Source organism: Marisediminicola sp. UYEF4 (assembly GCF_040546025.1).
Lineage (GTDB): Bacteria > Actinomycetota > Actinomycetes > Actinomycetales > Microbacteriaceae > Marisediminicola.
On sequence record NZ_JBEPNA010000002.1, the window covers coordinates 102,896 to 127,790 of the forward strand.

General features: G+C 67.6%; 20 protein-coding genes. 7 read left to right on the forward strand and 13 right to left on the reverse strand.

All coding sequences use genetic code 11. From position 1 onward, the window contains the following. The first annotated feature begins 135 nt into the window (after nt 1-135). Nucleotides 136-1,050 (forward strand): COX15/CtaA family protein, encoded by a 915-nt coding sequence (locus ABIB15_RS03445; protein WP_354475290.1) that lies wholly within the window; start codon nt 136-138, stop codon nt 1,048-1,050. A 211-nt stretch (nt 1,051-1,261) separates the two neighbouring features. Here the strand turns inward: ABIB15_RS03445 and ABIB15_RS03450 are convergent, their stop codons facing one another. Further along, complete coding sequence (locus ABIB15_RS03450; protein ID WP_354475546.1) at nt 1,262-2,182, reverse strand: heme o synthase; 921 nt, start codon at nt 2,180-2,182, stop codon at nt 1,262-1,264. Nucleotides 2,183-2,454: 272 nt separating this feature from the next. Here ABIB15_RS03450 and tkt point away from each other — a divergent pair, with 272 nt between their 5' ends. From tkt to pgl, 6 genes are read left to right on the forward strand one after another with little or no spacing between them, the layout of a single operon-like run. Beyond that, the gene (tkt, locus tag ABIB15_RS03455) at nt 2,455-4,563 is read left to right on the forward strand and encodes a transketolase (protein WP_354475291.1); all 2,109 of its coding nucleotides are present in this window, start codon (nt 2,455-2,457) and stop codon (nt 4,561-4,563) included. A 26-nt stretch (nt 4,564-4,589) separates the two neighbouring features. Continuing rightward, nucleotides 4,590-5,705: a transaldolase gene (gene tal, locus ABIB15_RS03460; RefSeq protein WP_354475292.1), complete on the forward strand. Its 1,116-nt coding sequence runs from the start codon at nt 4,590-4,592 to the stop codon at nt 5,703-5,705. Beyond that, entirely contained in the window at nt 5,702-7,300 is a 1,599-nt protein-coding gene (locus ABIB15_RS03465; RefSeq protein WP_354475293.1) for a glucose-6-phosphate isomerase, read from the forward strand. The genes tal and ABIB15_RS03465 overlap by 4 nt, the downstream gene beginning before the upstream one ends. A 31-nt stretch (nt 7,301-7,331) precedes the next feature. After that, entirely contained in the window at nt 7,332-8,873 is a 1,542-nt protein-coding gene (zwf, locus tag ABIB15_RS03470; protein ID WP_354475294.1) for a glucose-6-phosphate dehydrogenase, read from the forward strand. Beyond that, entirely contained in the window at nt 8,870-9,838 is a 969-nt protein-coding gene (locus tag ABIB15_RS03475; protein WP_354475295.1) for a glucose-6-phosphate dehydrogenase assembly protein OpcA, read from the forward strand. The genes zwf and ABIB15_RS03475 overlap by 4 nt, the downstream gene beginning before the upstream one ends. Continuing rightward, complete coding sequence (gene pgl, locus ABIB15_RS03480; RefSeq protein ID WP_354475296.1) at nt 9,835-10,611, forward strand: 6-phosphogluconolactonase; 777 nt, start codon at nt 9,835-9,837, stop codon at nt 10,609-10,611. Before ABIB15_RS03475 ends, pgl begins: the two co-directional genes overlap by 4 nt. Here pgl and ABIB15_RS03485 read toward each other — a convergent pair. From ABIB15_RS03485 to coaE, 12 genes are all read right to left on the reverse strand, one after another. Then, a complete protein-coding gene (locus tag ABIB15_RS03485; protein WP_354475297.1) occupies nt 10,608-10,973 on the reverse strand; it encodes an RNA polymerase-binding protein RbpA in 366 nt (121 codons plus the stop codon). The genes pgl and ABIB15_RS03485 overlap by 4 nt on opposite strands. 8 nt (nt 10,974-10,981) lie before the next feature. After that, nucleotides 10,982-11,230, reverse strand: a complete 249-nt coding sequence (gene secG / locus ABIB15_RS03490) for a preprotein translocase subunit SecG (RefSeq protein ID WP_161886413.1) — start codon at nt 11,228-11,230, stop codon at nt 10,982-10,984. A 51-nt stretch (nt 11,231-11,281) separates the two neighbouring features. Continuing rightward, nucleotides 11,282-12,073: a triose-phosphate isomerase gene (gene tpiA, locus ABIB15_RS03495; protein WP_502908906.1), complete on the reverse strand. Its 792-nt coding sequence runs from the start codon at nt 12,071-12,073 to the stop codon at nt 11,282-11,284. Further along, on the reverse strand, nt 12,070-13,287 hold the full coding sequence (locus ABIB15_RS03500; RefSeq protein ID WP_354475299.1) for a phosphoglycerate kinase: 1,218 nt from the start codon (nt 13,285-13,287) through the stop codon (nt 12,070-12,072). Before ABIB15_RS03500 ends, tpiA begins: the two co-directional genes overlap by 4 nt. Nucleotides 13,288-13,305: 18 nt before the next feature. Beyond that, nucleotides 13,306-14,313 carry a type I glyceraldehyde-3-phosphate dehydrogenase gene (gene gap / locus ABIB15_RS03505; RefSeq protein WP_354475300.1) on the reverse strand — a complete coding sequence of 336 codons (1,008 nt, stop codon included), beginning with the start codon at nt 14,311-14,313 and terminating at the stop codon, nt 13,306-13,308. A 108-nt stretch (nt 14,314-14,421) separates the two neighbouring features. Continuing rightward, entirely contained in the window at nt 14,422-15,048 is a 627-nt protein-coding gene (locus tag ABIB15_RS03510; RefSeq protein WP_354475301.1) for a superoxide dismutase, read from the reverse strand. 111 nt (nt 15,049-15,159) lie between these two features. Beyond that, nucleotides 15,160-16,140 (reverse strand): DNA-binding protein WhiA, encoded by a 981-nt coding sequence (gene whiA / locus ABIB15_RS03515; protein WP_354475302.1) that lies wholly within the window; start codon nt 16,138-16,140, stop codon nt 15,160-15,162. A gap of 64 nt (nt 16,141-16,204) precedes the next feature. Beyond that, nucleotides 16,205-17,080 carry an RNase adapter RapZ gene (gene rapZ, locus ABIB15_RS03520; RefSeq protein ID WP_354475304.1) on the reverse strand — a complete coding sequence of 292 codons (876 nt, stop codon included), beginning with the start codon at nt 17,078-17,080 and terminating at the stop codon, nt 16,205-16,207. Between the two features lie 73 nt (nt 17,081-17,153). Next, nucleotides 17,154-19,022 carry an excinuclease ABC subunit UvrC gene (uvrC, locus tag ABIB15_RS03525; RefSeq protein WP_354475305.1) on the reverse strand — a complete coding sequence of 623 codons (1,869 nt, stop codon included), beginning with the start codon at nt 19,020-19,022 and terminating at the stop codon, nt 17,154-17,156. Nucleotides 19,023-19,025: 3 nt separating this feature from the next. After that, complete coding sequence (gene uvrA, locus ABIB15_RS03530; protein ID WP_354475307.1) at nt 19,026-21,995, reverse strand: excinuclease ABC subunit UvrA; 2,970 nt, start codon at nt 21,993-21,995, stop codon at nt 19,026-19,028. Between the two features lie 86 nt (nt 21,996-22,081). Further along, nucleotides 22,082-24,148, reverse strand: a complete 2,067-nt coding sequence (gene uvrB, locus ABIB15_RS03535) for an excinuclease ABC subunit UvrB (protein WP_354475308.1) — start codon at nt 24,146-24,148, stop codon at nt 22,082-22,084. 34 nt (nt 24,149-24,182) lie between these two features. Further along, entirely contained in the window at nt 24,183-24,797 is a 615-nt protein-coding gene (coaE, locus tag ABIB15_RS03540) for a dephospho-CoA kinase (protein WP_354475310.1), read from the reverse strand. Nucleotides 24,798-24,895: the final 98 nt, after the last annotated feature.

Here is a 24,895-nt window from a genome sequence, read left to right on the forward strand (position 1 = left end):
ACACCGCGCCGGTTTCCTCGCAGGTGTCGCTGCCTAGAATAGGGAGATCGACACTGATTTTGGAGTCTCCGAGTGAACAGCGCGCCTTCTCGCCTGCGTACGGTCATCGCACCGTTTTCTGCCTGGCTTCCCTCTGTGATCGACCGACGCGTTCGGGTGATGGCCTGGCTCTCGCTCGTCGCCCAGATATTGATCGTCGGTACGGGAGGTGCCGTGCGGCTCACCGGCTCGGGGCTCGGCTGCCCGACCTGGCCGCGCTGCACCGCGGACTCGTTCGTGAGCACCCCGGAGCAGGGAATCCATGGGGTGATCGAGTTCGGAAACCGCCTGCTCACCTTCGTGCTCATCCTCATTGCGATCGCCATGTTCCTGTTCGTTGTCCGGATGCGCAGACAGCGCCCCGACCTGTTCCGCCTCGCGCTCGTGATCGGTCTGGGCATTCCGTTCCAGGGAGTCATCGGCGGCATCACCGTTCTGACGAACCTCGACCCCTACATCGTCGGACTGCACTTCGTGCTGTCGACCGTTCTCGTGGTTCTCGCGACGGTGCTCGTCTATCGCGTCTACCGCGGTCGCCGAGGAGTCGCGCTCGTGGCGCCGGGCTGGTACGTCGCGACCGGGTATCTGGCCTCGCTGTTCGTCGGCGTGACGATCCTCGTCGGCATCCTGACGACAGGTTCCGGTCCCCACGCTGGCGACAAGGGCTCGGCGCGGAACGGCCTCGACTCGGAACTGTTGCAGCACTTGCACAGCTACCCGGCGTACATCACGCTCGGCCTCACGATTGTGCTTCTCGCCGGCGCCGTGCTGATGCGGCTTCCCGCGGTCGCCAAGGCGGTGGGCCTGCTGCTGGCGGTGGAGCTCGCGCAGATCGTCGTCGGCATCAGCCAGTCGCGCATGGGCCTGCCGGAGCTGCTCGTCGGCACCCACATGGTGCTCGCGTGCGTACTGGCCGCCGCGATGACGTCGGCGATGCTCAACCTCAGGAGCCGCGCCGAACCGGTATCGGCCCCCGCGTCCCAGCAGAGAGTCGGGACTGCCGCGGTCTGAGCCGGCGGCCCGCCACGGGCTTTCATTATTCAGGAGTCTGGTCGGCAACTGGCTTTCATCATTCAGGAGTCTGACGGCGCCGCAGTGGCAATCGGATCAGCCTTCGTCACTCTGCCCACTCCAGCCCCGGTTCGGAGCGTTCTGCCGGGGCCGGTTCCTGAATAATGACGCCAGGCTCTGGCCTGACTCCTGAATAATGAAAGCGCGGGACTTAGAACGGCAGCAGCGGGTCGACGCCGACCGCGATGAACAGCAGCGTCAGGTACGAGATCGAGCTGTGGAACACGCGCATCGGCTTGACCTCGTCGTGCCGGATTGCGGTGCTGTACAGGCGGTGGGACTCGATGATGAACCAGCCGCCCGCCGCGACCGCGACCGCGGTGTACAGGATGCCCATGGAGGCCACCGGGATCAGCAGCAGCGAGCAGGCCACCGTGGCCCACGCGTAGAGCACCACCTGGAGCCCGACGAGGGTGCGTCCGCGCACGACCGCGAGCATGGGCACGTTTACCGAGGCGTAGTCGGCGCGGTACCGCATCGACAGCGGCCAGTAGTGCGGTGGGGTCCAGAGGAAAACGACGAAGAAAAGGATGACGGGAGCCCAGTCGAGGGAGCCCGTGACGGCTGCCCAGCCGATCAGCACCGGGAAGCATCCCGCGATGCCGCCCCACACGATGTTCTGTGCGGTGCGGCGCTTGAGCCAGAGCGTGTAGACGACGACATAGAAGAAGATCGCGGCGGCCGAGAGGGCTGCGGCAAGCAGGTTGGTCGTGACCGCGAGCCAGATGATCGACGCGATGCCGACGAGCCACGCGAACACGAGGGCCTCACGGTCGCTGAGCTCGCCCGTGACCAGCGGCCGGTTCTTCGTGCGCTCCATCACCCGGTCGATATCACGGTCGATGTAGCAGTTGAACGCGCCCGCCGAGCCGGCGCTGAGCGATCCTCCGATGAGGGTCGCGACGACCAGCCACAGGTTCGGGATGCCGTTCTGTGCGAGAACCATCACCGGCGCGGTCGTCACGAGCAGAAGCTCGATCACCCGGGGTTTCGTCAGCGCGATGTAGGCGCGAGCCTTGCGAGCAAACCCGGGCCTCTCGCGCGCTGCGCGGGCCGTGACGGTTACGTCCATTGCTCCTCTAACCGGATTCATTACTCAGCCGAGTCTAGTTGATCGAAGTCTGGACCTCTCCCGGCGCAGGGCGTCATGAGAGACGCGCCGGGAGGGCGATTCTCTATACTGAAGAAGCTTGCCAGCCGCGAGCAACCTCCCCCTGCCTCCAAGTTGACTGGTCTGGCGAGGTTCGACGCGGACATGCCGTTGACGTCAGCGGCAAGCCACACCTCATGTGTGGGCGATGGTCACAGGCCTGGCCCCACAGCGAACGAAGGGTCGACAACCAAGTGCCAAACCTCCAGTGGAACTCCCTCGACGCCAGAGCAGTCGACACCGCTCGCATCCTCGCCGCCGACGCGGTCGAGAAAGTCGGAAATGGGCATCCTGGCACGGCGATGAGCTTGGCCCCCGCCGCCTACCTTCTGTTCCAGAAGGTCATGCGGCGCGACCCGAGCGACAACACCTGGATCGGTCGTGACAGGTTCATCCTGTCGGTCGGGCACAGCTCGCTGACCCAGTACGTGCAGTTCTACCTCGGCGGGTACGGCCTCGAACTCGACGACCTCAAGGCGCTGCGCACCTGGGGCTCGAAGACCCCCGGCCACCCGGAGTACGGCCACACCGACGGCGTCGAGATCACGACCGGCCCGCTCGGCCAGGGGCTCGCTTCCGCGGTGGGCTTCGCCTACGCCGCGCGCTTCGAGCGGGGCCTCTTCGACCCGGATGCCGCGGCGGGCGAGAGCCCGTTCGACCACTTCGTCTACGCCATCGCCGGGGATGGCGACCTGCAGGAGGGCATCACGAGCGAGGCGTCGTCGCTCGCCGGCCACCAGCAGCTCGGCAACCTCATCGCCATCTACGACAGCAACCAGATCTCGATCGAGGACGACACGAACATCGCCTTCACCGAGGACGTGAAGGCGCGCTACGAGGCGTACAACTGGCAGGTGCTCGTCGTCGACTGGAAGAAGACCGGCGACTACAGCGAAGACCTGGTCGAGCTGAACGACGCAATCGAGGCGGCGAAGGCCGACACCGACAGGCCCTCCCTCATCATCCTGCGCACGATCATCGGCTGGCCGTCGCCGAAGAAGCAGAACACCGGCAAGATTCACGGGTCCGCGCTCGGCGCCGACGAGCTCGCCGCCGTCAAGACCGTTCTGGGCTTCGACCCGGAGCAGTCGTTCGCCGTCGAGGTCGACGTGCTGGCCCACACCCGCAAGGCGGTCGAGCGCGGACAGGCCGCGCACGCCGAGTGGAACATCCAGTTCGACGCGTGGGCCGCCGCCCAGCCCGAGCGCAAGGAGCTCCTCGACCGCGTGCTCGCCGGCGACCTGCCCGAGGGAGTCGCCGAAGCGCTGCCCGTCTTCCCGGCAGGCAAAGACGTGTCGACCCGCGCCGCGTCCGGCAAGGTCCTGACCGCGCTCGGCCCGGTCATCCCGGAGCTGTGGGGCGGATCCGCCGACCTCGCCGAGTCGAACAACACCACCATCGAGGGCGCTGCGTCGTTCGTTCCCGCCGAGCACTCCACCGGCGAATGGACGGGCAACACGTACGGACGGGTGCTCCACTTCGGCATCCGCGAGCACGCCATGGCGGCGATCCTCAACGGAATCGTGCTGCACGGCAATACGCGCCCGTTCGGCGGTACCTTCCTGATCTTCAGCGACTACATGCGGCCGGCCGTGCGCCTCGCCGCGCTCATGCAGGCACCCTCGATCTTCGTGTGGACGCATGATTCGGTCGCCCTCGGCGCCGACGGCCCGACCCACCAGCCGGTCGAGCAGCTCGCGACGCTCCGTGCCATCCCGGGGCTGGACGTCGTGAGGCCGGCGGATGCGAACGAGACCGCTTATGCGTGGCAGGCGATTCTCGGCCGCCGCCGCGGTCCGGCCGGAATCGTGCTTTCGCGCCAGAACCTGCCCGTCTTCGATCGCGGCGACGACGTCGCGAGCGGCGACACCCTCGCCTCGGCGAAGCACGTAGCGAAGGGAGCCTACGTGCTCGCGGACGCCGCCGGCGGAACCCCCGACGTGATCATCATCGCGACCGGCTCCGAGGTGCAGTTCGCTCTCGAGGCTCGCGCCGCGCTGGCCGCCGACGGGATCGGCGCGCGCGTCGTGTCCGCCCCCAGCCTGGAGTGGTTCGCCGAGCAGAGCGCCGAGTACCGCGAGCAGGTGCTTCCCGCCGCGGTGAAGGCCCGGGTGTCGGTCGAGGCCGGCATCGCCCTCGGCTGGCGGGAGTATGTCGGCGACGCCGGGCGCAGCGTCTCCATCGAGCACTTCGGCGCCTCCGCCGACTACGAGACCCTGTACCGCGAGTTCGGCATGACGACTGAGAGCGTGGTCGCCGCCGCCAAGGATTCGTTGTCCGCCGCCCGGGCGACCGGCAACTGAGCACCATCAACCGAAGGAAGATCGCCATGACCGTAACCCTTTCCCCCACCGCAGCACTGTCCGCCACCGGCGTGAGCATCTGGCTCGACGACCTCTCGCGCGAGCGGATCAACTCGGGAGGCCTGCAGAAGCTCATCGCCGAGAAGAACGTCGTCGGCATCACCACGAATCCGACGATCTTCGCCAGCGCGCTTGCCAAGGGCGAGGCGTACGACGCCCAGATCGCCGAGCTCGCCGCCAGCGGAACGAGCGTGACCGACGCGGTCTTCGAGATCACCACAGCCGACGTCGCCGACGCCTGCGACATCTTCCGCCCCGTCTTCGACTCCACCGCCGGATTCGACGGCCGAGTGTCGATCGAGGTCGAGCCCGACCTCGCCCACGACGCGGCCGGCACGTTCGAGGAGGCCGTGCGGCTCTGGGCGAAGGTCGACCGCCCGAACGTGATGATCAAGATCCCCGCCACCGTCGAGGGACTCGAAGCCATCGCGAACACGATCGGCGAGGGGATCAGCGTCAACGTGACCCTGATCTTCAGCCTCGAGCGCTACCGCGACGTCATCAACGCCTACCTCACCGGTCTCGAGAAGGCGAAAGCGGCGGGCCACGACCTCTCCAGCATCCACTCGGTCGCCTCGTTCTTCGTGTCGCGAGTCGACACCGAGATCGACAAGCGGCTCGAGGCCATCGGCACCGGCGAGGCCACCGCGCTCAAGAGCAAGGCGGGGGTCGCGAACGCGCGGCTGGCCTACCAGGTGTTCGAGCAGTCCTTCGCGACCGAGCGCGCGTCCGGCCTGCTCGCAGCCGGGGCGAACAAGCAGCGTCCGCTGTGGGCCTCGACGGGCGTCAAGGACCCGAACCTCCCCGATACCCTGTACGTCACTGAGCTCGCCGTCGCCGACACCGTCAACACCATGCCGGAGAAGACCCTCGATGCGACCTTCGACCACGCCGAGATTGCCGGTGACGCCGTGACCGGCAACTACGACTCCGCGAACGGCGTTCTCGACGCGCTCGACTCGCTCGGGATCTCCTACGACGAGGTCACCCAGCTTCTCGAGCGAGAGGGCGTCGAGAAGTTCCAGGTGTCCTGGAACGAACTTCTCGACACGGTGACCGCAGCCCTCGAGGCAGCCAAGTGACCTTTGACATCGCCGTCACCGGGGCTGCCGCAGACGCGGTCGCCCGCCTGGTGCCGCAGCTCGTGATCGAAGGGGTCGCCTCCGGGATCACGACACAGGATTCGAGCCTGTGGGGCGCCGAGGCCGAGGACGAGGCGTCCCGGCGTCTCGGCTGGGTCGAGGCCGTCGCGAACTCCGAGGCACTGGTGCCGGAGATCATCGCGCTGCGTGACCTGCTTCGCTCGAACGGTGTCGACCACATAGTGCTCGGAGGGATGGGCGGATCCTCGCTCGCGCCCGAGGTCATCGCCCGCACCGCTGGCGTCGAGCTGACCCTGCTCGACACGACCGACCCGGGGCAGGTGTTCTCGGCGCTGCACGACCGCATCGCGACGACCGCCCTGGTGATCTCGTCGAAGTCGGGCTCGACGGTCGAGACCGACAGCCAGAAGCGCGTCTATGAGCAGGCGTTCCGCGAGCACGGCATAGACCCCGTCGACCGGATCATCATCGTCACAGACCCGGGCTCGCCGCTCGACGTGTCGGCGCGGGCCGACGGCTACCGCGTGTTCAACGCCGACCCCAACGTCGGCGGCCGATTCTCTGCGCTCACCGCGTTCGGACTGGTTCCGTGCGGGCTCGCCGGAGTCGACATCCAACACCTGCTCGACGATGCCGAATCGGTCAGCCTGCAACTCGCCCTCGACACCGCCGACAACCCGGGGCTCGTGCTGGGCGCGGCGATCGCCGGAACGAGTCCGCTGAAGGACAAGCTCGGGATCGTCGCCGACGGCACCTACATCGTCGGCTTCGGAGACTGGGCGGAGCAGCTCATCGCCGAATCGACGGGCAAGCGCGGCACAGGCATCCTCCCCGTCGTCCTCGGCGTCGACTCGCCCGAAATCTCCGCCGGACTCCCGGACCTGCAAATCGTGCGCCTCGTGCACGACAGGCGCGCCACCGAGGAGGTCATCGAGGGCGAGATCGAGATCAGCGGCACCCTCGGGGCGCAGCTCCTCGTCTGGGAGTACGCGACCGCGGTCGCCGGACGGCTGCTGGGCATCAACCCATTCGACCAGCCCGACGTCGAGTCGGCGAAGATCGCCACCCGCGGGCTTCTCGACGCGCGACCGCAGCCCTCGGCCCCAGCGTTCGTCGACGGCGAGATCGAGGTGCGCGGCACCGGTGACACCGTCGACGGCGTCGACTCGCTGCGCACGGCCGTCGACCGGCTCCTCGCGCAGCTCGGCCCCGACGGATACCTGTCGATCCAGGCCTACGCCAACAGGATTTCGTTCCGCGAGCTCGCGCAGCTCCGCTCGATCCTCGCCCGGCGTGCCGGCAGGCCCGTCACCTTCGGCTGGGGGCCGCGCTTCCTGCACTCGACGGGCCAGTTCCACAAGGGCGGGCCCGCCGTCGGAGTGTTCCTGCAGATCACCGCCGTGGAGCTGCTCGACGTCGAGATCCCCGGGCGACCGTTCAGCTTCGGGCAGCTCATCCAGGCGCAAGCGGCGGGCGACGCGAGCGTGCTCGCCGAGCACGGTCGACCGGTGCTCACCCTCACCCTTCACGACCCCGCGAACACGGTGCGGGCGCTCATGAGCGCCCTGCGCTGACGCGAACACACGACAGAGAACAAGGAGCCGCATGCGCCCGGTGGAGATCACCCCGGAGTTCAATCCGCTGCGATTGGCCACCGATCGCCGACTCAGCCGCATCGCCGGCCCGAGTGGGCTCATCATCTTCGGTGTGACGGGAGACCTGTCACGCAAGAAGCTCATGCCCGCGGTCTACGACCTCGCCAACCGCGGACTGCTGCCACCCGGCTTCGCCCTGGTGGGGTTCGCGCGGCGCGACTGGGAAACGCAGGACTTCGAGAACGTCGTGCACGACGCGGTCAAACAGTACGCCCGCACGCCTTTCGACGACGACGTGTGGAAGCAGCTCGCGCAGGGCATCCGCTTCGTGCAGGGCGAGTTCGACGATGACGCGGCCTTCGCGAGGCTCAAGGACACCGTTGAAGAGCTCGACGTGCACCGGGGAACGATGGGCAACCACGCGTTCTACCTGTCGATCCCGCCGAAGTCGTTCCCCGAGGTGACCGAGCAGCTGCGCCGGTCCGGCCTCGCGGAGCAGAAGGACGGCCAGTGGCGTCGCGTCGTCATCGAGAAGCCGTTCGGCAGCGACCTGAAGACAGCGCGCGAGCTCAACGAGGTTGTCGAGTCGGTCTTCCCTCCCGACTCGGTGTTCCGCATCGACCACTACCTGGGCAAGGAGACGGTGCAGAACATCCTCGCGCTGCGCTTCGCGAACCAGCTCTACGAACCGATCTGGAACGCGAACCACGTCGACCACGTGCAGATCACGATGGCCGAGGACATCGGTGTCGGCGGACGAGCGGGGTACTACGACGGCATCGGCGCCGCCCGCGACGTCATCCAGAACCACCTGCTCCAGCTGCTCGCCCTGACCGCAATGGAGGAGCCGATTTCGTTCGACGCGGCTGACCTGCGCGCCGAGAAGGAGAAGGTACTGTCGGCCGTTCGGCTGCCGAAGGATCTGGCGACGGGCACCGCGCGCGGCCAGTATTCCGGCGGCTGGCAGGGCGGAGAGAAGGTGCTCGGCTTCCTCGATGAGGAGGGCATGAACCCCGAGTCGACGACCGAGACCTTCGCGGCGATGCGGCTCGACATTGGGACCAGGAGATGGGCCGGCGTGCCGTTCTACCTGCGGGCCGGTAAGCGACTGGGCAGGAGGGTGACCGAAATCGCTGTCGTGTTCAAGCGTGCACCCCAGCAGCTGTTCGCCGAGAGCCAGACCTCGGCCCTCGGCCAGAACGCCCTCGTCATCCGCGTGCAGCCCGACGAGGGAGTCACGATCCGCTTCGGCTCGAAGGTCCCGGGAGCGGTCATGCAGGTGCGCGACGTCACGATGGACTTCGGCTACGGCCATGCCTTCACCGAGGCGAGCCCCGAGGCGTACGAGCGACTCATCCTCGATGTGCTTCTCGGCGACCCTCCCCTGTTCCCGCGCCACCAGGAGGTGGAGCTGAGCTGGAAGATTCTCGACCCGATCGAGGAGTTCTGGGCGACGCAGGGCCAGCCCGAACAGTATCGGCCCGGAACCTGGGGCCCCACATCCGCCGACGACCTCCTCGCGAGGGACGGCCGAACCTGGAGACGCCCATGATCGTCGACCTGCCCGACACCACGACGAGCCGCATCTCGAAGACGCTCGTGAAGATCCGCGAGGAGGGCGGCGCCGTCGCTCTTGGGCGCGTGCTGACCCTGGTCATCTCCACCTCCCTCGGCCACGAGGAGGAGGCGATCGAGGCCGCGAACGACGCGTCCCGCGAGCATCCGATGCGCGTCATCGTGATCTCCACCGCGGCGGCCGACTCCCCGGCGAAGGATGCGACGCGCCTCGACGCGCAGATCCGGGTCGGCGGAGACGCCGGGGCCAGCGAGGTCATCGTGCTCAAGGCCTACGGTGACATGGCGCAGGATGAGGAAGGCCTCGTGACGGGGCTGCTGCTGCCTGATGCCCCCGTGGTCGCGTGGTGGCCGGGCGAGGCGCCCGAGGTCGCATCCGCCTCACCGCTCGGGCGCATTGCACAGCGCCGGATCACGGATGCTGCGGCGCAGAGCGACCCGCGGGGCTTCCTGGAGCACCTCGCCCGCACCTACTCCCCCGGAGACACCGACTTCGCCTGGACGAGGCTCACACTGTGGCGCGCGCAGCTCGCCGCAGTGCTCGACCAGCCGCCGTACGAGCCGATCATCGCGGCCGAGGTGCACGGTGCGGCGGACTCCCCCTCGACGACGCTCATCGCCGCCTGGCTGGAGCTGCAGCTGCAGCTTCCCGTACTGCACGAGGTGACCCCGTCGATCCCCGGATCCAGCGGCATCCACGGCGTCAAGCTCGACCGCGCCTCCGGAACGATCGAACTGTCCCGCTCGCATGTGAACATCGTCACCCTGGTGCAACCGAACCAGCCGGTGCACGACATCTCTCTGCCCCGCCGCAGCATGCGCGAGTGCCTCGCGGAGGAGCTTCGTCGCCTCGGCCCGGACGACCTGTACGGTGAAGTGATCACGAGGGGGTTGCTCGAGACGGTCGACGCCCCCGACAACGCCGAGGCGCGCTCCCGATGACCAGTGAACGCCGGGTGCTCGTCCACCATGACCTGCCCGCTCTCGCGGGCGCCGTCGCCGCACGGTTCATCACGAAGATGATCGACCTGCTCGAGGAAAAGCCAGAGGTGCACATCGTGCTGACCGGCGGAGGCGCCGGCATCGGCATCCTCACGGCAGTCAACGAGTCGGATGCCCGCGACCAGGTCGAGTGGGCGCGCGTGCACGTCTGGTGGGGCGACGAGCGCTGGGTCGCGCACGACCATGCCGACCGCAACGAGCGGCAGGCGCGCGAGGCGCTGCTCGACCACGTGGCGCTCTCCCCCGGTCACATCCACCCGTTCCCGGCGCCGGGCGAGAACGCGGACCTCGATGCCGCCGCCGACGCCCACGCCGCCGAGCTGAGAGCCTGTGCCTTCGAGGGTGCCGACTCGCCGGTGTTCGACATCACCTTCCTCGGCGTCGGGCCCGACGGGCATATCGCGTCGCTCTTCCCGGAGTCGGATGGGGTCAGGGTCACCGACCGCTCGGTGATCGCGGTGCGAAACGCGCCCAAGCCCCCGCCGGAGCGGCTGAGCCTGACCTTCCCGGCGATCAACGGCTCCGACCGGATCTGGCTCGCGCTCTCCGGCGCGGACAAGGCCTCGGCGCTCGGCCTCGCCCTCGCCGGCGCGGCACCGTTCGAGGTTCCCGCCGCGGGCGTGCGCGGACGTCGGCGCACCGTGTTCTTCGTCGACAGCGCGGCTGCCGCCGAGGTGCCGGCGGAGCTGATCAGCCGGGACTACCAGCCCTAGTTCGTGGCGACGCGTCCGCGCCGGGCGCGGAGCTGCTCGAGGGCCTCGTTGAGGAGCTCTGTCGCCTCTTCCTCTGTGCGTCGTTCCTTGACGTAGGCGAGGTGGGTCTTATACGGCTCGAGCTTGACGAGGCTCGGCGGGTTCTCCTTGTCGCGGCCGGCGGGGAGGCCGGACTGCGGCGAGTCGATCAGCTCGGGGATTTCGGCATCGGGAAGGTTCGCCGCGAAATAGCGGACGGTCTGGTTGCCGATCGCGTCCCAGTAGGAGACGGCGATGCGCTCCGTCTGATAGCCGCGATCCTGTTCGCCCATCGGTCCGGAGCCGACGCGCGAACCGCGAATTGCACTTCCACCTGATGCCATGGTGTGTCCTAACTTCCGCTGAACTTGGTGATGAGACCGAGAACGATGATGCAGGTGATCCAGAGAAGCCCGAGGAACACCGTTATTCGATTCAGGTTACGCTCCGCGACGCCGGATGCGCCAAGGTTCGAGGTCACTCCACCGCCGAACATGTCGGACAACCCCCCACCACGACCGCGGTGCAGGAGGATGAGCAAGGTCAACAGGAGGCTCGTAATGCCGAGCAGGACCTGCAGGATGACCTGGAGAATTTCCACGAAAAAAGCCTTTCAATGCGGCGGTAAACCGTTGTTCAGTATAACGGCAGGTCAGACGCCGACATGCTTCTGAAAGCGAGCAATGCTAGAAAATTCGGTGATGTCGAGGCTCGCCCCACCCACGAGGGCCCCATCGACGTTGGGCTGGCGCATGAATCCGGCGATGTTGCCCGACTTGACCGAGCCACCGTAGAGGACGCGAGTCGCGTCGGCGGCATCCTGTCCGATATTCTCGGCCACGACGGCCCGCAGCGCGGCGCACACCTGCTCGGCCTGCTCGGGGGTCGCGGCCTGGCCGGATCCGATCGCCCAGACGGGCTCGTAGGCGACGACGATGTCGGCACCCTGCGGCACTGTCGCGAGCGCCACCTTGAGCTGCGACACGGGCACGGCGCTCGGGCCGTGGGTCTCGAGGTCCTCGGCGGTCTCGCCGACGCAGATGACCGGAACGAGTCCGTGGCGGAGGGCCGCGGCGGTCTTCGCGGCGACGACGGCGTCGGTCTCGTTGTGCAGAGTTCGTCGCTCGGAGTGCCCGATGATGACGTAGCTGCAGTCGAGGGCCCGCAGGAACTGGCCGGAGATCTCGCCCGTGTAGGCGCCGGAGTCGTGCTCGGACAGGTCCTGCGCACCGAACTTGAGCGGGAGCTTGTCGGCCGAGATGAGGGTCTGCACCGAGCGGAGGTCGGTGTACGGCGGGAACACCGCGACCTCGACGTCGTTGAAGTCGAGCCTCGCGTCCTTCAGGCTCCAGGCGAGCTTCTGCACGAAGGCGATCGACTGCAGGTGATCGAGGTTGAGCTTCCAGTTGCCCGCGATCAGTGGAACGCGCCCGTTCGTGGTCATGCTTGCCATCCGAGAATCTCCAGTCCTGGGAGACGCTTGCCCTCGAGAAACTCGAGGCTCGCGCCGCCACCCGTTGAAATGTGTCCAAATTGTTCGTCAGTGAAGCCGAGCACGCGCACCGCCGCAGCCGAGTCGCCGCCGCCCACAACAGACAGCCCGTCGATCTCGGTGAGGGCCTCGGCGACGGTTCTCGTCCCCGCCGCGAACGGCGCGAGCTCGAAGACGCCCATCGGGCCGTTCCAGAACACCGTCTTCGAGGCGCGGATGACCTCGGCGAATCGTCCCGCGGTGTCGGGACCGATGTCGAGTCCGAGTCCGGATGCGCCGAAGGGCGTGTTCTCGATACCGTCCGCCGGCGCGATGACGTGCTCGGCGTCCGTCCCGAATTTCGACGCCACGACGATGTCGGTGGGCAGCACGATCTCGACGCCGAGGCGCTTCGCCTCGTCGAGGTAGCCGCGCACGATGTCGAGCTGGTCCGTTTCGAGCAGGCTGCCGCCGACTTTGTGGCCGAGGGCCGCGAGGAAGGTGAAGAGCATGCCGCCGCCGATGAGCAGCGAGTCGACGCGCGGGAGGAGGTGTGCGATGACCCCGAGCTTGTCGGAGACCTTGGAGCCGCCGAGAACGACCGTGTACGGCCGGGTCGGGGTCGCGGTGAGCCCCTCGAGCACCGCGAGCTCGGTGGCGATGAGAGTGCCGGCAGAGCTGGGAAGGAGCTCGGCGAGCTCGTAGACGCTCGCCTGCTTGCGGTGCACGACGCCGAAGCCGTCGGAGACGAAGGCATCGCCGAGCAAGGCCAGCTGCGCCGCGAACTCGCGGCGGTCGCCGTCGGACTTCGAGGTCTCGCGCTCGTCGAACCTGAGGTTCTCGAGTAGCGCGACCTCGCCGTCGGCCAGCGCGCCGGCCACCTCGGCGGCTGAGCTGCCGATGGTGTCGGCGGCGAAGGCGACGCGCTGCCCGAGCAGCTCGCCCAGCCGCTGGGCGACCGGGGCGAGGCTGTACTTCGGGTCGGGCGTGCCGTCGGGCCGGCCGAGGTGCGAGATCACGATGACTCGCGCCCCGGCGGCCACCAGCGCGCCCAGGGTAGGTAGGGAAGCACGGATCCGCCCGTCGTCCGTGATCTGACCGTCCTTCAACGGAACGTTCAGATCACAGCGGACGATGACCTTCTTGCCGGCCAGCGGTCCAAGGGAATCGATCGTGCGGAGCGTCATTCCTCTGCCCTCGCGTTGCTAGAGCTTGGCCGCGACGTACTCGGTGAGGTCGACGAGGCGGTTCGAGTAGCCCCACTCGTTGTCATACCACGAGGCCACCTTGACCTGGCTTCCGAGCACCTTGGTGAGTCCGGCGTCGAAGATCGAGGAGTGCGGGTCGCCGACGATGTCGCTCGACACGATCGGGTCCTCGGTGTACTTCAGGATTCCCTTGAGCGGGCCCTCGGCGGCGGCCTTGTAGGCGGCGTTCACCTGCTCGACCGTGACCGTTCCGGAGACCTCGACCGTGAGGTCGGTGATCGAGCCGGTGGGCACGGGAACGCGGAGCGCGTAGCCGTCGAGCTTGCCGACGAGGGCGGGGATGACGAGGCCGAGGGCCTTGGCGGCACCGGTCGACGTCGGGATGATGTTGAGGGCGGCGGCGCGGGCGCGGCGCAGGTCGCTGTGCGGGCCGTCCTGCAGGTTCTGGTCGGCGGTGTAGGCGTGGACCGTGGTCATGAGACCGCGCTCGATGCCGAAGTTGTCCAGCAGCACCTTCGCGAGCGGCGCGAGGCAGTTCGTCGTGCAGGATGCGTTGGAGATGATGTCGTGAACGGTCGGGTCGTAGATGTCCTCGTTCACGCCGAGCACGATCGTGGCGACGTTGTCGCCGGTCGCGGGGGCGGAGACGAGAACCTTCTTGGCTCCGGCGGTGATGTGCTTGCCGGCGTCGGCGGCCTTGGTGAAGAAGCCGGTCGACTCGATGACGATGTCGACTCCGAGCTCGCCCCACGGGAGGTTCGCGGGGTCGCGCTCGGCGAACACGAGGATGGGCTTGCCGTTGACGATGATCTTGTCGCCGTCGAGCTCGACCGTCGCGTCGAGGCGCCCGTTGATGGAGTCGTACTTGAGCAGGTGCGCCAGCGCCTTGTTGTCGGTGAGGTCGTTGACCGCGACGATCTCGACGTCGCTCCCCTTGGCGAGGGCGGCGCGGAAGTAGTTGCGGCCGATGCGGCCGAAGCCGTTGATACCGATCTTGACAGTCAAGTGGACTCCTGGTGTTCTGGCGCGGTTCTTGCGCTTGGTGATGGGGAGAAGAAGAGTGAATAAAAGCGGCGACGGTGGGGTGCCCGGGAAGTCCCGGGCACTTCACCGCTACGACAGTAGCAGCAGGCCGTTCGTCTTCTCGCGGGCCGTTTCGAAGCGCTTCTGCACGTTCGCCCAGTTCGCGATGTTCCAGAACGCCTTCACGTAGTCCGCGCGCACGTTGCGGTAATCGAGGTAGTACGCGTGCTCCCAGACGTCTAGCAGGAGCACGGGGACGGTGCCGGCGGCGAAATTGCTCTGCTGGTCGAAGAACTGCTGGATGATGAGCCGCTCGCCGATGGAGTCCCAGACGAGTGCGGCCCAACCGGACCCCTGCACGCCGAGCGCGGCAGCGGTGAAGTGCGCCGTGAACTTGTCGAAGGAGCCGAAGTTGTCGTCGAGCGCCGACGCGAGCTCGCCGGTGGGCTTGTCGCCGCCGTCGGGCGAGAGGTTGGTCCAGAACACGGAGTGGTTGACGTGCCCGCCGAGATTGAACGCGAGGTCCTTCTCGAGCTTGTTCACATTGGCGAGGTTGCCGCTGTCGCGAGCCTCGGCCAGCTGGGCGAGCGCGGTGTTCGCCCCGGTCACGTACGCCTGGTGGTGCTTGCCGTGGTGGAGCTCCATGATCGTGCCGCTGATGCTCGGCTCGAGTGCGGCGTAGTCGTACGGCAGTTCGGGAAGTGTGTAATCAGCCATTCGTTTGTCTCCTAGCTTAGATTTTTCCCGGTGCGGAAACCGCGTGACCCGGGTGACCAATCCAGTCTAGTTATCGTGCGTTGGGCGCGCTTCCGGATTACGCCGTGCGCGTCACTCGTCGTCGTAGTCGGGCGGCAGGTTCGCATCCGTGCCCGGAATACCGAGGTCGACGGCGCGCTTGTCGGCCATCGCGAGGAGCCGGCGGATGCGTCCGGCGACGGCATCCTTCGTCATCGGCGGGTCCGCGTGGTGTCCGAGCTCGTCGAGGCTGGAGTCGCGGAAGTTCAGGCGCAGCTCCCCCGCATACTTCAGGTGGTCCGGCACATTGCCGTCAAGGATCTCCAGTGCCCGTTCGACCCGGGCGCAGGCGGCGACGGCGGCCTGCGCGGAGCGACGCAGGTTCGCGTCGTCGAAGTTCACCAGCCGGTTCGCGGTCGCGCGCACCTCCCGGCGCTGGCGCAGCTCCTCCCAGTGCAGCACGGTGGCGTGCGCGCCCATGTGCACGAGCATCGCGCTGATCGCGTCGGCGTCGCGGATGACGACGCGGTGCACGCCGCGCACTTCGCGGGCCTTCGCCTGCACCTTGAGACGGCCGGCGGCGCCGACGAGGGCGAGGGCCGATTCGTTGCCGGGGCAGGTGATCTCGAGCGCCGCGGAGCGGCCGGGGTCGGTGAGCGAGCCGTGGGCGAGGAACGCGCCACGCCACACGGCGGCGATCTCCTCGCGGCTTCCGGTCGTGAGCCGGTTGGGGAGGCCGCGGATGGGGCGGCGTCGCGCGTCGAGAAGCCCCGTCTGCCGGGCGAGCGTCTCCCCGCCGTCGAGCACGCGCACGAGGTAGTGGCTCGTGCGGCGCAGGCCGGAGGCGGACATCACGGAGATCTCGCTGCGCACGCCGTACAGCTCGGCGAGGTCCTTGCGCACGCGCTTCGCGAGCTGGGCGGTGTCGAGCTCGGATTCGACCGCGATGCGCCCCGAGATGAGGTGGAGCCCGCCCGAGAAGCGCAGGATGGTGGCGAGTTCGGCGGCGCGAACGGTCGTCTTGGCGACCTCGATGCGAGCCAGTTCGTCTTTGACGTCGGCGGTTAGAGCCACGGTGGGGAAATCCTTTGCTGTTCGTGTCGGCCGTACGCCGGCGACCCGGTTATCCGGGTGAGATTCACTCGCGACCGAGGTCGCGGTGCTTGACGCTCACGGCCACACCGGGAAGGCCTCGAAGTCGCGTGGCAAACTCTTCCGCGACGGCGACCGATCGGTGCTTCCCCCCGGTGCATCCAATGGCGATCGTAGCGTGTCTCTTGTTCTCGCGCTGATAGCCGGCGAGCACCGGAGTGATGGCCGCGGCATAGTCTGTCACGAACTGGCCCGCTCCTTCTTGCGCGAGCACGTAGTCGCTCACCTGGCGGTCGAGGCCGGTGAACGAACGAAGCTCCGGGATCCAGAACGGATTGGGCAGGAAGCGCATGTCGGCGACGAGGTCCGCGTCGGTCGGGAGTCCGTACTTGAAGCCGAAACTCAAAAGCGTCACCTGCAGCCCGGGTGTGTCGACCCCGGTGAAGGCCTCGACGATCGTGGTCGACAGCTGGTGGATGTTCAGGTCGGAGGTGTCGATGATGAGGTCGCTCGCCTCCCGCAGGTCAAGCATCTTCTCGCGCTCCGCGGTGATCCCGTCGAGGATCGTGCCGTCCTCCTGGAGCGGATGCGGGCGCCGTACCTGCTCGAACCGGCGCACGAGCGCGGCATCCGTCGCCTCGAGGAAGAGCACTCGGAGCTGGGTGCCGTTGCGCAGGGAGCGGATGATCTCGTCGAGGTCGCGAAACAGCGCGCCGCCGCGAACATCGACGACGGCGGCGATCTTGGGCAGGTTCGAGCCGGCCCGTTCGACGAGCTCGACGAGCGGGCGGAGCATCTGTGGCGGGAGGTTGTCGACGACGTACCAGCCGAGGTCTTCGAGGGCGTTGCCCACCGTCGACCTGCCCGCTCCCGACATGCCGGTGATGATGAGTACTTCCTGCTGGACGGGAGGGTCGGTCATCGTGTTCGTTGCCGCTTCTGCTCGATTCGGGGTGCCGTACGGGGTCAAGCCTACCGATGTGCGCGCGGGGGCCTCAGGCGCGGAGCGTGCGGTGGATGACCTCGGCGAGGGCGGGGCCGATTCCCTTGACCTCGGTGATCGCCTCAGCATCCGCCGCCCTGAGCTGTTTGACCGAGCCGAAGTGTCGCAGAAGCTCACGGATGCGGGACGGCCCGAGCCCCGGGATGCCATCGAGCACCGTGGAGATGTCCTTGCTCCGGCGCTGGCGCTGGTAGCTGATCGCGAAGCGGTGCGCCTCGTCTCGGATCCGCTGGAACAGGAATAGGGCGTCGCTGTTGCGCGGCAGGATCACGGGGTAGTCGGAGTCGGGCAGCCAGATCTCCTCGAGCCGTTTGGCGATGCCGCAAAGCTGGATCCCGGTCACCCCGGCGTCGGCCATCGCCTTCGCTGCGGCCGCGACCTGCGGCTGGCCGCCGTCGACGATGAGCAGGTTCGGACGGTAGGCGAACTTCTTGACCGCCTGGTCGTCGTCACCCGCACGGGTGGTCTCCTGGTCGACGTTCGCGAGCCGGCGGGACAGGGTCTGGTAGATCGACTGGGTGTCGTCGGTGGACTCGGGGATGCTGAACCGGCGGTACTGGTCCTTCTTGGGCAGCCCGTCCTCGAAGACGACCATCGAGGCGACGATGTTGGTGCCGCTCAAGTGGGACACGTCGAAGCACTCCATCCGCAGGGGGGCGTCCGGCATGCCGAGCGCCTCCTGGATGTCGGCGAGGGCCTGCGACCTCGCGACGAAGTCGCCACTGCGCTTGGACTTGTAGAGCACGAGCGCGTTGTGGGCGTTCGTGGCGACGGTGAGAGCGAGGGCCGCCTTGTCGCCACGCTGCGCGCTCCGCAGGGTCACACGCCCGGTGTCGCCGCGGTGTGCGCGGATGCCGGTGAGCAGCAGCTCGAGCGCGGCCGAGTCGTCGGGGAGCTCGGGGATGAGGATCTCGCGCGGCGGCACCGCGTCCTCGTAGGCTTTCTGCAGCACCGTGTCGACGAGGGCGCCGAGGTCGAGGTCGAGCTCCTTGTCGACGACCCAGCCGCGCACCCCGCGGATCCGCCCGCCGCGCACCATGAACTGCTGCACCGCTGCGGCGAGCTCGTCGTGCGCGATGCCGAAGATGTCGACGTCGATGTCGTCGTGAAGCACGATCGTGCTCTTCGACAGGGCCGCCTCGAGGGCGCCCAGTTGGTCGCGGATGCGGGCCGCCGACTCGTAGTCCTGCTCCGCCGCCGCGCGCTTCATCCGTGTGGTGAGCTCGGCGAGGTAGCGGGAGTCGTTGCCGCCCATGAAGGAGGCGAAGTCGAGGGCGACAGACTTGTGCTCCTCGTTCGTGACCCGCCCGACGCACGGCGCGACGCACTTGCCGATGTCGCCGAGAAGGCACGGCCGGCCGGTCTGCTCGGCCCTCTTGTAGGTCGACTCGGTGCAGCTGCGCATCGGGAACGCCTTGAGCATCTGGTCGACCGTCTCGCGGATCGCCCAGACCTTCGTGTACGGGCCGAAATAGCGCGCCCCGGGGATCTTGCGGTTGCGGGTGATGAACACCCGCGGCACGGGGTCGCCGAGCGTGATCGCGAGGTACGGGTAGGTCTTGTCGTCCCGGAACTTCACGTTGAAGGGCGGGTCGAACTCCTTGATCCAGGTGTACTCGAGCTGCAGGGCCTCGAACTCGGAGCCGACGACGGTCCACTCGACGGCGTCGGCGGCGAGCACCATCCGCCTGGTGCGCTCATGCAGGGTGCGCAGCGGCGCGAAGTAGTTGCTCAGCCTCGCCCGGAGGCTGTTCGCCTTGCCCACGTAGAGCACACGGCCGGAGGCGTCGCTGAACCGGTAGACGCCCGGCCGGGTGGGGATGTCACCGGGTTTCGGCCGGTAGGGGACGGTGTCGGCCATCGGCTAGCCGGCGGCGACTGCCGCGGCGACCTTGGCACGCTGGGCCCGCGTCGAGAGAGCGCCCTTCGCGGCCTTCGCCGCTGTCTTCGCGAGCGCCGAGCGCGCAGCATCCGCCGCGAGCACCTCGCCGAGGAACACGCCGGTGTGGCTCTTGGCGTTCTTCGCGAGTTGCTCGGGGGTGCCGGTGCCGATGACCACACCACCGCCGGAGCCGCCCTCCGGTCCGAGGTCGATGAGCCAGTCCGCCGACTTGATCACGTCGAGGTTGTGCTCGATCACGATGACGGTGTTGCCCTTCTCCACGAGCCCGCCGAGCACGATCAGCAGTTTGCGCACGTCTTCGAAGTGCAGCCCAGTGGTGGGTTCGTCGAGCACGTAGACGCTGCGCCCGTTGGAGCGCTTCTGCAGCTCGGTCGCGAGCTTGACCCGTTGCGCCTCGCCGCCCGACAGGGTCGTGGCGCTCTGGCCGAGCCGCACGTAGCCGAGGCCGACGTCGACGAGGGTCGTGAGGAACCGGCTGATCGAGCCGATGGCCTCGAAGAACTCGGCGGCCTCGCTGATGGGCATGTCGAGCACCTCGGCGATGCTCTTGCCCTTGTAGTGCACCGTGAGCGTGTCGCGGTTGTACCGGGCGCCGTCGCAGACCTCGCAGACGACGTACACGTCGGGCAGGAAGTTCATCTCGATCTTGATCGTGCCGTCGCCTGAGCAGTTCTCGCAGCGCCCGCCCTTGACGTTGAAGCTGAATCGGCCGGGCAGGTAGCCGCGCGCCTTGGCCTCCTGGGTCTCGGAGAACAGGTTGCGGATCTTGTCGAACACGCCGGTGTAGGTGGCCGGGTTGGAGCGCGGGGTGCGGCCGATCGGCGCCTGGTCGACGTGCACGACCTTGTCGAGGTTGTCGAGGCCGGTGACCCTGGTGTGCTTGCCGGGGATCTGCCGTGCGCCGTTGAGCTCGTTCGCGAGCACCTTGTAGAGGATGTCGTTGATGAGCGAGGACTTGCCCGAGCCGCTCACCCCGGTGACGGCCACGAACAATCCGAGCGGGAACTCGACGGTCACGTTGCGCAGGTTGTTCGCCCGTGCGCCCTCGACGACGAGCTTGCGCTTCGGGTCGACGGGGCGCCGCTTCGCCGGGGCTTCGATCGAGCGGCGGCCCGAGAGGTAGTCGCCTGTCATCGATCGCCTGTTCTCGAGCAGGGCCTCGTAGGAGCCGGAGTGCACCACCTCTCCCCCGTGCTCGCCCGCGCCCGGGCCGATGTCGACGATCCAGTCGGCGGTGCGAATGGTGTCCTCGTCGTGCTCCACGACGATGAGAGTGTTGCCGAGGTTCTTGAGCTTCACGAGCGTCTCGATGAGGCGTCGGTTGTCCCGCTGGTGCAGGCCGATGCTCGGCTCGTCGAGCACGTACAGCACCCCGGTCAGGCCGGACCCGATCTGGGTCGCGAGCCGGATGCGCTGGGCCTCGCCCCCGCTGAGCGATCCCGCGGACCGCGCGAGGTTCAGGTAGTTGAGGCCCACCTCGATGAGGAACGAGAGCCGCGCACGGATCTCGCGCAGCACGGCGGCAGCAATCTTCGCCTCACGCTCGGAGAGCTCGAGGAGCTGCATGAACTCGAACGCGTCGACGAGGCTGAGCTCGGCGACATCGGAGATGTTGTGGTCGTGCACCGTCACGGCGAGAACTTCGGGCCGCAGTCGCTTGCCGTCGCAGACCGGGCACGGGATCTCGCGCAGGTAGCTCGAGTAACGCTGCCTCGCCGCATCCGTCTCCGCCTCGAGGAACTTGCGCTCGATGTACGGCATGACCCCCTCGAAGCCGGTGGAGTACTTCATCTCGCGGCCGTAGCGGTTCTTCCACTTGACGGTCACCTCGAAGTTGTTCCCCTTGAGGATCGCCTCCTGCACCTCGTCGTCGAGGTCGCGCCAGGGGGTCGTTAGCGAGAAGTCGAGGTCGTGGGCGAGCCCCTGCAGCAGCCGTTGAAAGTAGGTGAACAGGCCCTTGCCCGATTGGGTCCAGGGCAGGATGACACCCTCGGCGAGGCTCAGGGCGGGGTCGCCGAGGAGCAGCTCGGAGTCGACCGACATGCGGGTTCCGAGGCCGGAGCACTCGGGGCAGGCTCCGAACGGCGCGTTGAACGAGAAGGTGCGCGGCTCGATCTCGGTGAGCTGAACCGGATGCCCGTTCGGGCAGGAGAGCTTCTCTGAGAAGTTGCGCCAGGCCTTGTCGCCCTTCTCATCGATGAAGTTGATTGAGACCAGGCCGTCGGTGAGGCGCAGTGCGGTCTCGAGCGAGTCGGTGAGGCGGCTCAGGATGTCGTCGGCCGCGACGAGCCGGTCGACGACGACCGCGATGTCGTGCTTGATCTGCTTCTTGAGCGTGGGCGGCTCGCTCAGCTGGATCTGCTCGCCGTCGACGATCGCGCGCGAGTATCCGGTGGCGGCGAGCTCGCGGAACAGGTCGACGAATTCGCCCTTCTTCTTCGAGATGACCGGGCTGACGACCTGGTAGCGGGTGCCGGTCGGCAGCGTCATCAGCTGGTCGGCGATCTGCTGCACCGTCTGCTTCTCGATCTTCTCGCCGCAGATCGCACAGTGCGGGATACCGATCCGCGCCCAGAGCAGGCGCATGTAGTCGTAGATCTCAGTGATCGTGCCGACCGTCGACCGCGGGTTGCGGTTGGTGGACTTCTGGTCGATCGAGACGGCGGGGCTCAGCCCCTCGATGAAGTCGACGTCGGGGCGGTCGACTTGTCCGAGGAACTGGCGGGCGTAGGCGGACAGCGACTCGACGTAGCGGCGCTGCCCCTCGGCGAAGATCGTGTCGAACGCGAGGGATGACTTTCCGGAGCCGGAGAGGCCGGTGAAGACGACGAGGGAGTCGCGCGGAATCTCCAGGTCGACGTTGCGGAGATTGTGGACCCTAGCCCCGCGGACACTGAGGACGGAACCGGATTCTACGTTCGAAATAGACACCCTCTATATCCTACGGATGCGCCCGACATCGGCCTGACAGCGGGCCGTGAGCGCCCTCCCCGGGCGCCCATCCACCGCGGGGCCGCTCATGCGAGGTGCCCGGCCGCCTCCATCTGGCGCAGCTCCTTCTTCAGGTCGGAGACCTCGTCGCGCAGACGCGCCGCGAGCTCGAACTTCAGCTCCCCGGCCGCCTGCAGCATCTGCTCGTTGAGATCGCGGATGATGCTCTCGAGGTCGCCCGCACCGGCCGCCGCAAGGCCCTCCCGGCGCAGCCCCGGCGTGGGGGAACGTTTGCGGCCGTCGCGGCCGGCGAGCAGCGCCTGCGTGTCGGCCTGCTCCCGCTGCAGGATCTCGGTGATGTCGGCGATGCGCTTGCGCAGTGGCTGCGGGTCGACGCCGCGTTCGAGGTTGTAGGCGACCTGCTTCTCGCGCCGCCTCGTGGTCTCGTCGATCGCCTTCTTCATCGAGTCGGTGAGCACGTCGGCGTACATGTGCACGGCACCGGAGACGTTGCGCGCCGCGCGGCCGATGGTCTGGATGAGGGACGTCGCGGACCGCAGGAAGCCCTCCTTGTCGGCATCCAGAATCGCGACGAGCGACACCTCGGGAAGGTCGAGACCTTCCCGGAGCAGGTTGATGCCCACGAGAACGTCGTAGACCCCGGCGCGCAGCTCGGTGAGCAGCTCGACCCGGCGGAGGGTGTCGACGTCGGAGTGCAGGTACCGCACGCGCACCCCGGCCTCACCGAGGAAGTCGGTGAGCTCCTCCGCCATCTTCTTGGTGAGGGTCGTGACGAGCACCCGCTCGTCCTTCGCCGCCCGAATGCGGATCTCCTCGAGCAGGTCGTCGATCTGGCCCTTCGTCGGCTTGACGACGATTTCGGGGTCGATGAGTCCTGTCGGCCGGATGATCTGCTCGACGACGGAGTCGGTGATGCCCATCTCGTACTTGCCCGGGGTCGCCGACAGATACACCTTCTGCCCGACCCGGTCGAGGAACTCGTTGAACTTGAGCGGGCGGTTGTCCATGGCGCTCGGAAGACGGAATCCGTGCTCCACGAGGGTGCGCTTGCGCGAGGCATCCCCCTCGTACATCGCCCCGATCTGCGGGATCGTGACGTGCGACTCGTCGATGACGACGAGGAGGTCGTCGGGGAAGTAGTCGATCAGGCAGTGCGGGGCCTCGCCGGGTGCCCGCTGGTCGATGTGCCTGGAGTAGTTCTCGATGCCGCTGCAGAAGCCGATCTGCTCCATCATCTCGAGGTCGAAGGTCGTGCGCATGCGCAGCCGCTGCGCCTCGAGCAGCTTGCCCTCGCGCTCGAGCTGGCCGAGCCGCTCGGCGAGCTCCTCCTTGATCGTGATCGTTGCGGCGCGCATCGCCTCGTCGCCGGCGACGTAGTGCGACCCGGGGAACACCGACACGGCGTCGAGCTTCTTGACGACGTCGCCGGTGAGCGGGTGCAGGGAGTAGAGGGCCTCGATCTCGTCGCCGAACATCTCGATGCGGATCGCGAGCTCCTCGTACATCGGGATGATCTCGATCGTGTCGCCGCGCACCCGGAAGTTGCCGCGGGAGAAGTCGACGTCGTTGCGCTGGTACTGCATCGACACGAACTTGCGGATCAGCACGTCCCGGTTGATGCGCATCCCGACCTGCAGCGCCATCATCGCCTCGAGGTACTCCTCGGAGCTGCCGAGGCCGTAGATGCAGGAGACGGTCGATACCACGATGACGTCGCGTCGGCTGAGCAGCGAGTTCGTCGTGGAGTGCCGCAGCCGCTCCACCTCGGCGTTGACCGAGCTGTCTTTCTCGATGAAGGTGTCGGTCTGAGGAACGTACGCTTCCGGCTGGTAGTAGTCGTAGTAGGAGACGAAGTACTCGACGGCGTTGTTCGGCATGAGCTCGCGGAACTCGTTGGCGAGCTGCGCCGCGAGGGTCTTATTGTGGGCGAGCACGAGGGTCGGCCGCTGCACCTGCTCGATGAGCCATGCTGTGGTCGCGGACTTGCCGGTTCCGGTGGCGCCGAGCAGCACGACATCCGTCTCCCCCGCGTTGATGCGGGCCGTGAGTTCGGCGATTGCCGCCGGCTGGTCGCCGCTCGGCGTGTAGTCGCTGATGACCTCAAACGGGCGCACTGAGCGCGTTGGTTCCATGCTGCGAGTTTAGGCAGCGCCACTGACACTTCGGTCAGTGTTTGCCAGCAGCGGAACCGGTGACCGTTTCCCAGAGGGCGTCGACCTGCGCGAGCGTCAGGTCGATGCTTGCCGAGTTGTCGATGACGAGATCGGCGATGGCCCGGCGCTCGTCGTCGCTCGCCTGCGACAGGAGGCGCCGCTCGGCGTCGTCCCGCGACAGGCCGCGGATCTCGACCATGCGGCGGATGCGCTCGGCGACTCCTGCCTCGACGACGACGACGAGGTCGTATCCGTGCGCGACGCTCGCCTCGGCCATCAGCGGCACGTCGTAGACGACGATCGCGTTCGGGTCGTTCGCTTCCGCGGCGGCGATCCGCTCGCGTGTGAGCGCCCTCACAGCGGGGTGCGTGATGCCGTTGAGGATCTCGAGCCGGGCAGGGTCGGCGAAGACGATTGCGCCGAGCGCGGCGCGGTCGAGCCGGCCCTCGCTGTCGATGACGGATGCGCCGAACTGCTTCGCGATCGCCTCGAGCGCGGGCGTGCCGGGCTCGACGACCTCGCGCGCGAGCAGGTCGGCGTCGATCACGATGGCCCCGTGCTCGGCGAGGCGAGCGCTCACGAGCGATTTGCCGGACGCGATGCCACCGGTCAGTCCGATCAGGTACATCCGCTCATGCTAGCTGCGGGGCGCTGCGGCTCGGCTCGGCACACGGGCCGTTCGCTCATGCGCGTGCTGTTCGCTCGCGCGGGTGCGATTCCGCGGGA

Excerpts from the sequence above, each read along its gene's own strand:
- zwf (WP_354475294.1), top strand. The coding sequence starts at position 7,332 with ATGCGCCCGGTGGAGATCACCCCGGAGTTCAATCCGCTGCGATTGGCC.
- ABIB15_RS03475 (WP_354475295.1), top strand. The coding sequence starts at position 8,870 with ATGATCGTCGACCTGCCCGACACCACGACGAGCCGCATCTCGAAGACG.
- pgl (WP_354475296.1), top strand. The coding sequence starts at position 9,835 with ATGACCAGTGAACGCCGGGTGCTCGTCCACCATGACCTGCCCGCTCTC.
- ABIB15_RS03485 (WP_354475297.1), bottom strand. The coding sequence starts at position 10,973 with ATGGCATCAGGTGGAAGTGCAATTCGCGGTTCGCGCGTCGGCTCCGGA.
- coaE (WP_354475310.1), bottom strand. The coding sequence starts at position 24,797 with ATGTACCTGATCGGACTGACCGGTGGCATCGCGTCCGGCAAATCGCTC.
- uvrB (WP_354475308.1), bottom strand. The coding sequence starts at position 24,148 with ATGGAACCAACGCGCTCAGTGCGCCCGTTTGAGGTCATCAGCGACTAC.
- tpiA (WP_502908906.1), bottom strand. The coding sequence starts at position 12,073 with ATGACCACGAACGGGCGCGTTCCACTGATCGCGGGCAACTGGAAGCTC.
- ABIB15_RS03500 (WP_354475299.1), bottom strand. The coding sequence starts at position 13,287 with ATGACGCTCCGCACGATCGATTCCCTTGGACCGCTGGCCGGCAAGAAG.
- uvrC (WP_354475305.1), bottom strand. The coding sequence starts at position 19,022 with ATGGCCGACACCGTCCCCTACCGGCCGAAACCCGGTGACATCCCCACC.
- ABIB15_RS03450 (WP_354475546.1), bottom strand. The coding sequence starts at position 2,182 with ATGGACGTAACCGTCACGGCCCGCGCAGCGCGCGAGAGGCCCGGGTTT.
- rapZ (WP_354475304.1), bottom strand. The coding sequence starts at position 17,080 with ATGACCGACCCTCCCGTCCAGCAGGAAGTACTCATCATCACCGGCATG.
- ABIB15_RS03510 (WP_354475301.1), bottom strand. The coding sequence starts at position 15,048 with ATGGCTGATTACACACTTCCCGAACTGCCGTACGACTACGCCGCACTC.
- tal (WP_354475292.1), top strand. The coding sequence starts at position 4,590 with ATGACCGTAACCCTTTCCCCCACCGCAGCACTGTCCGCCACCGGCGTG.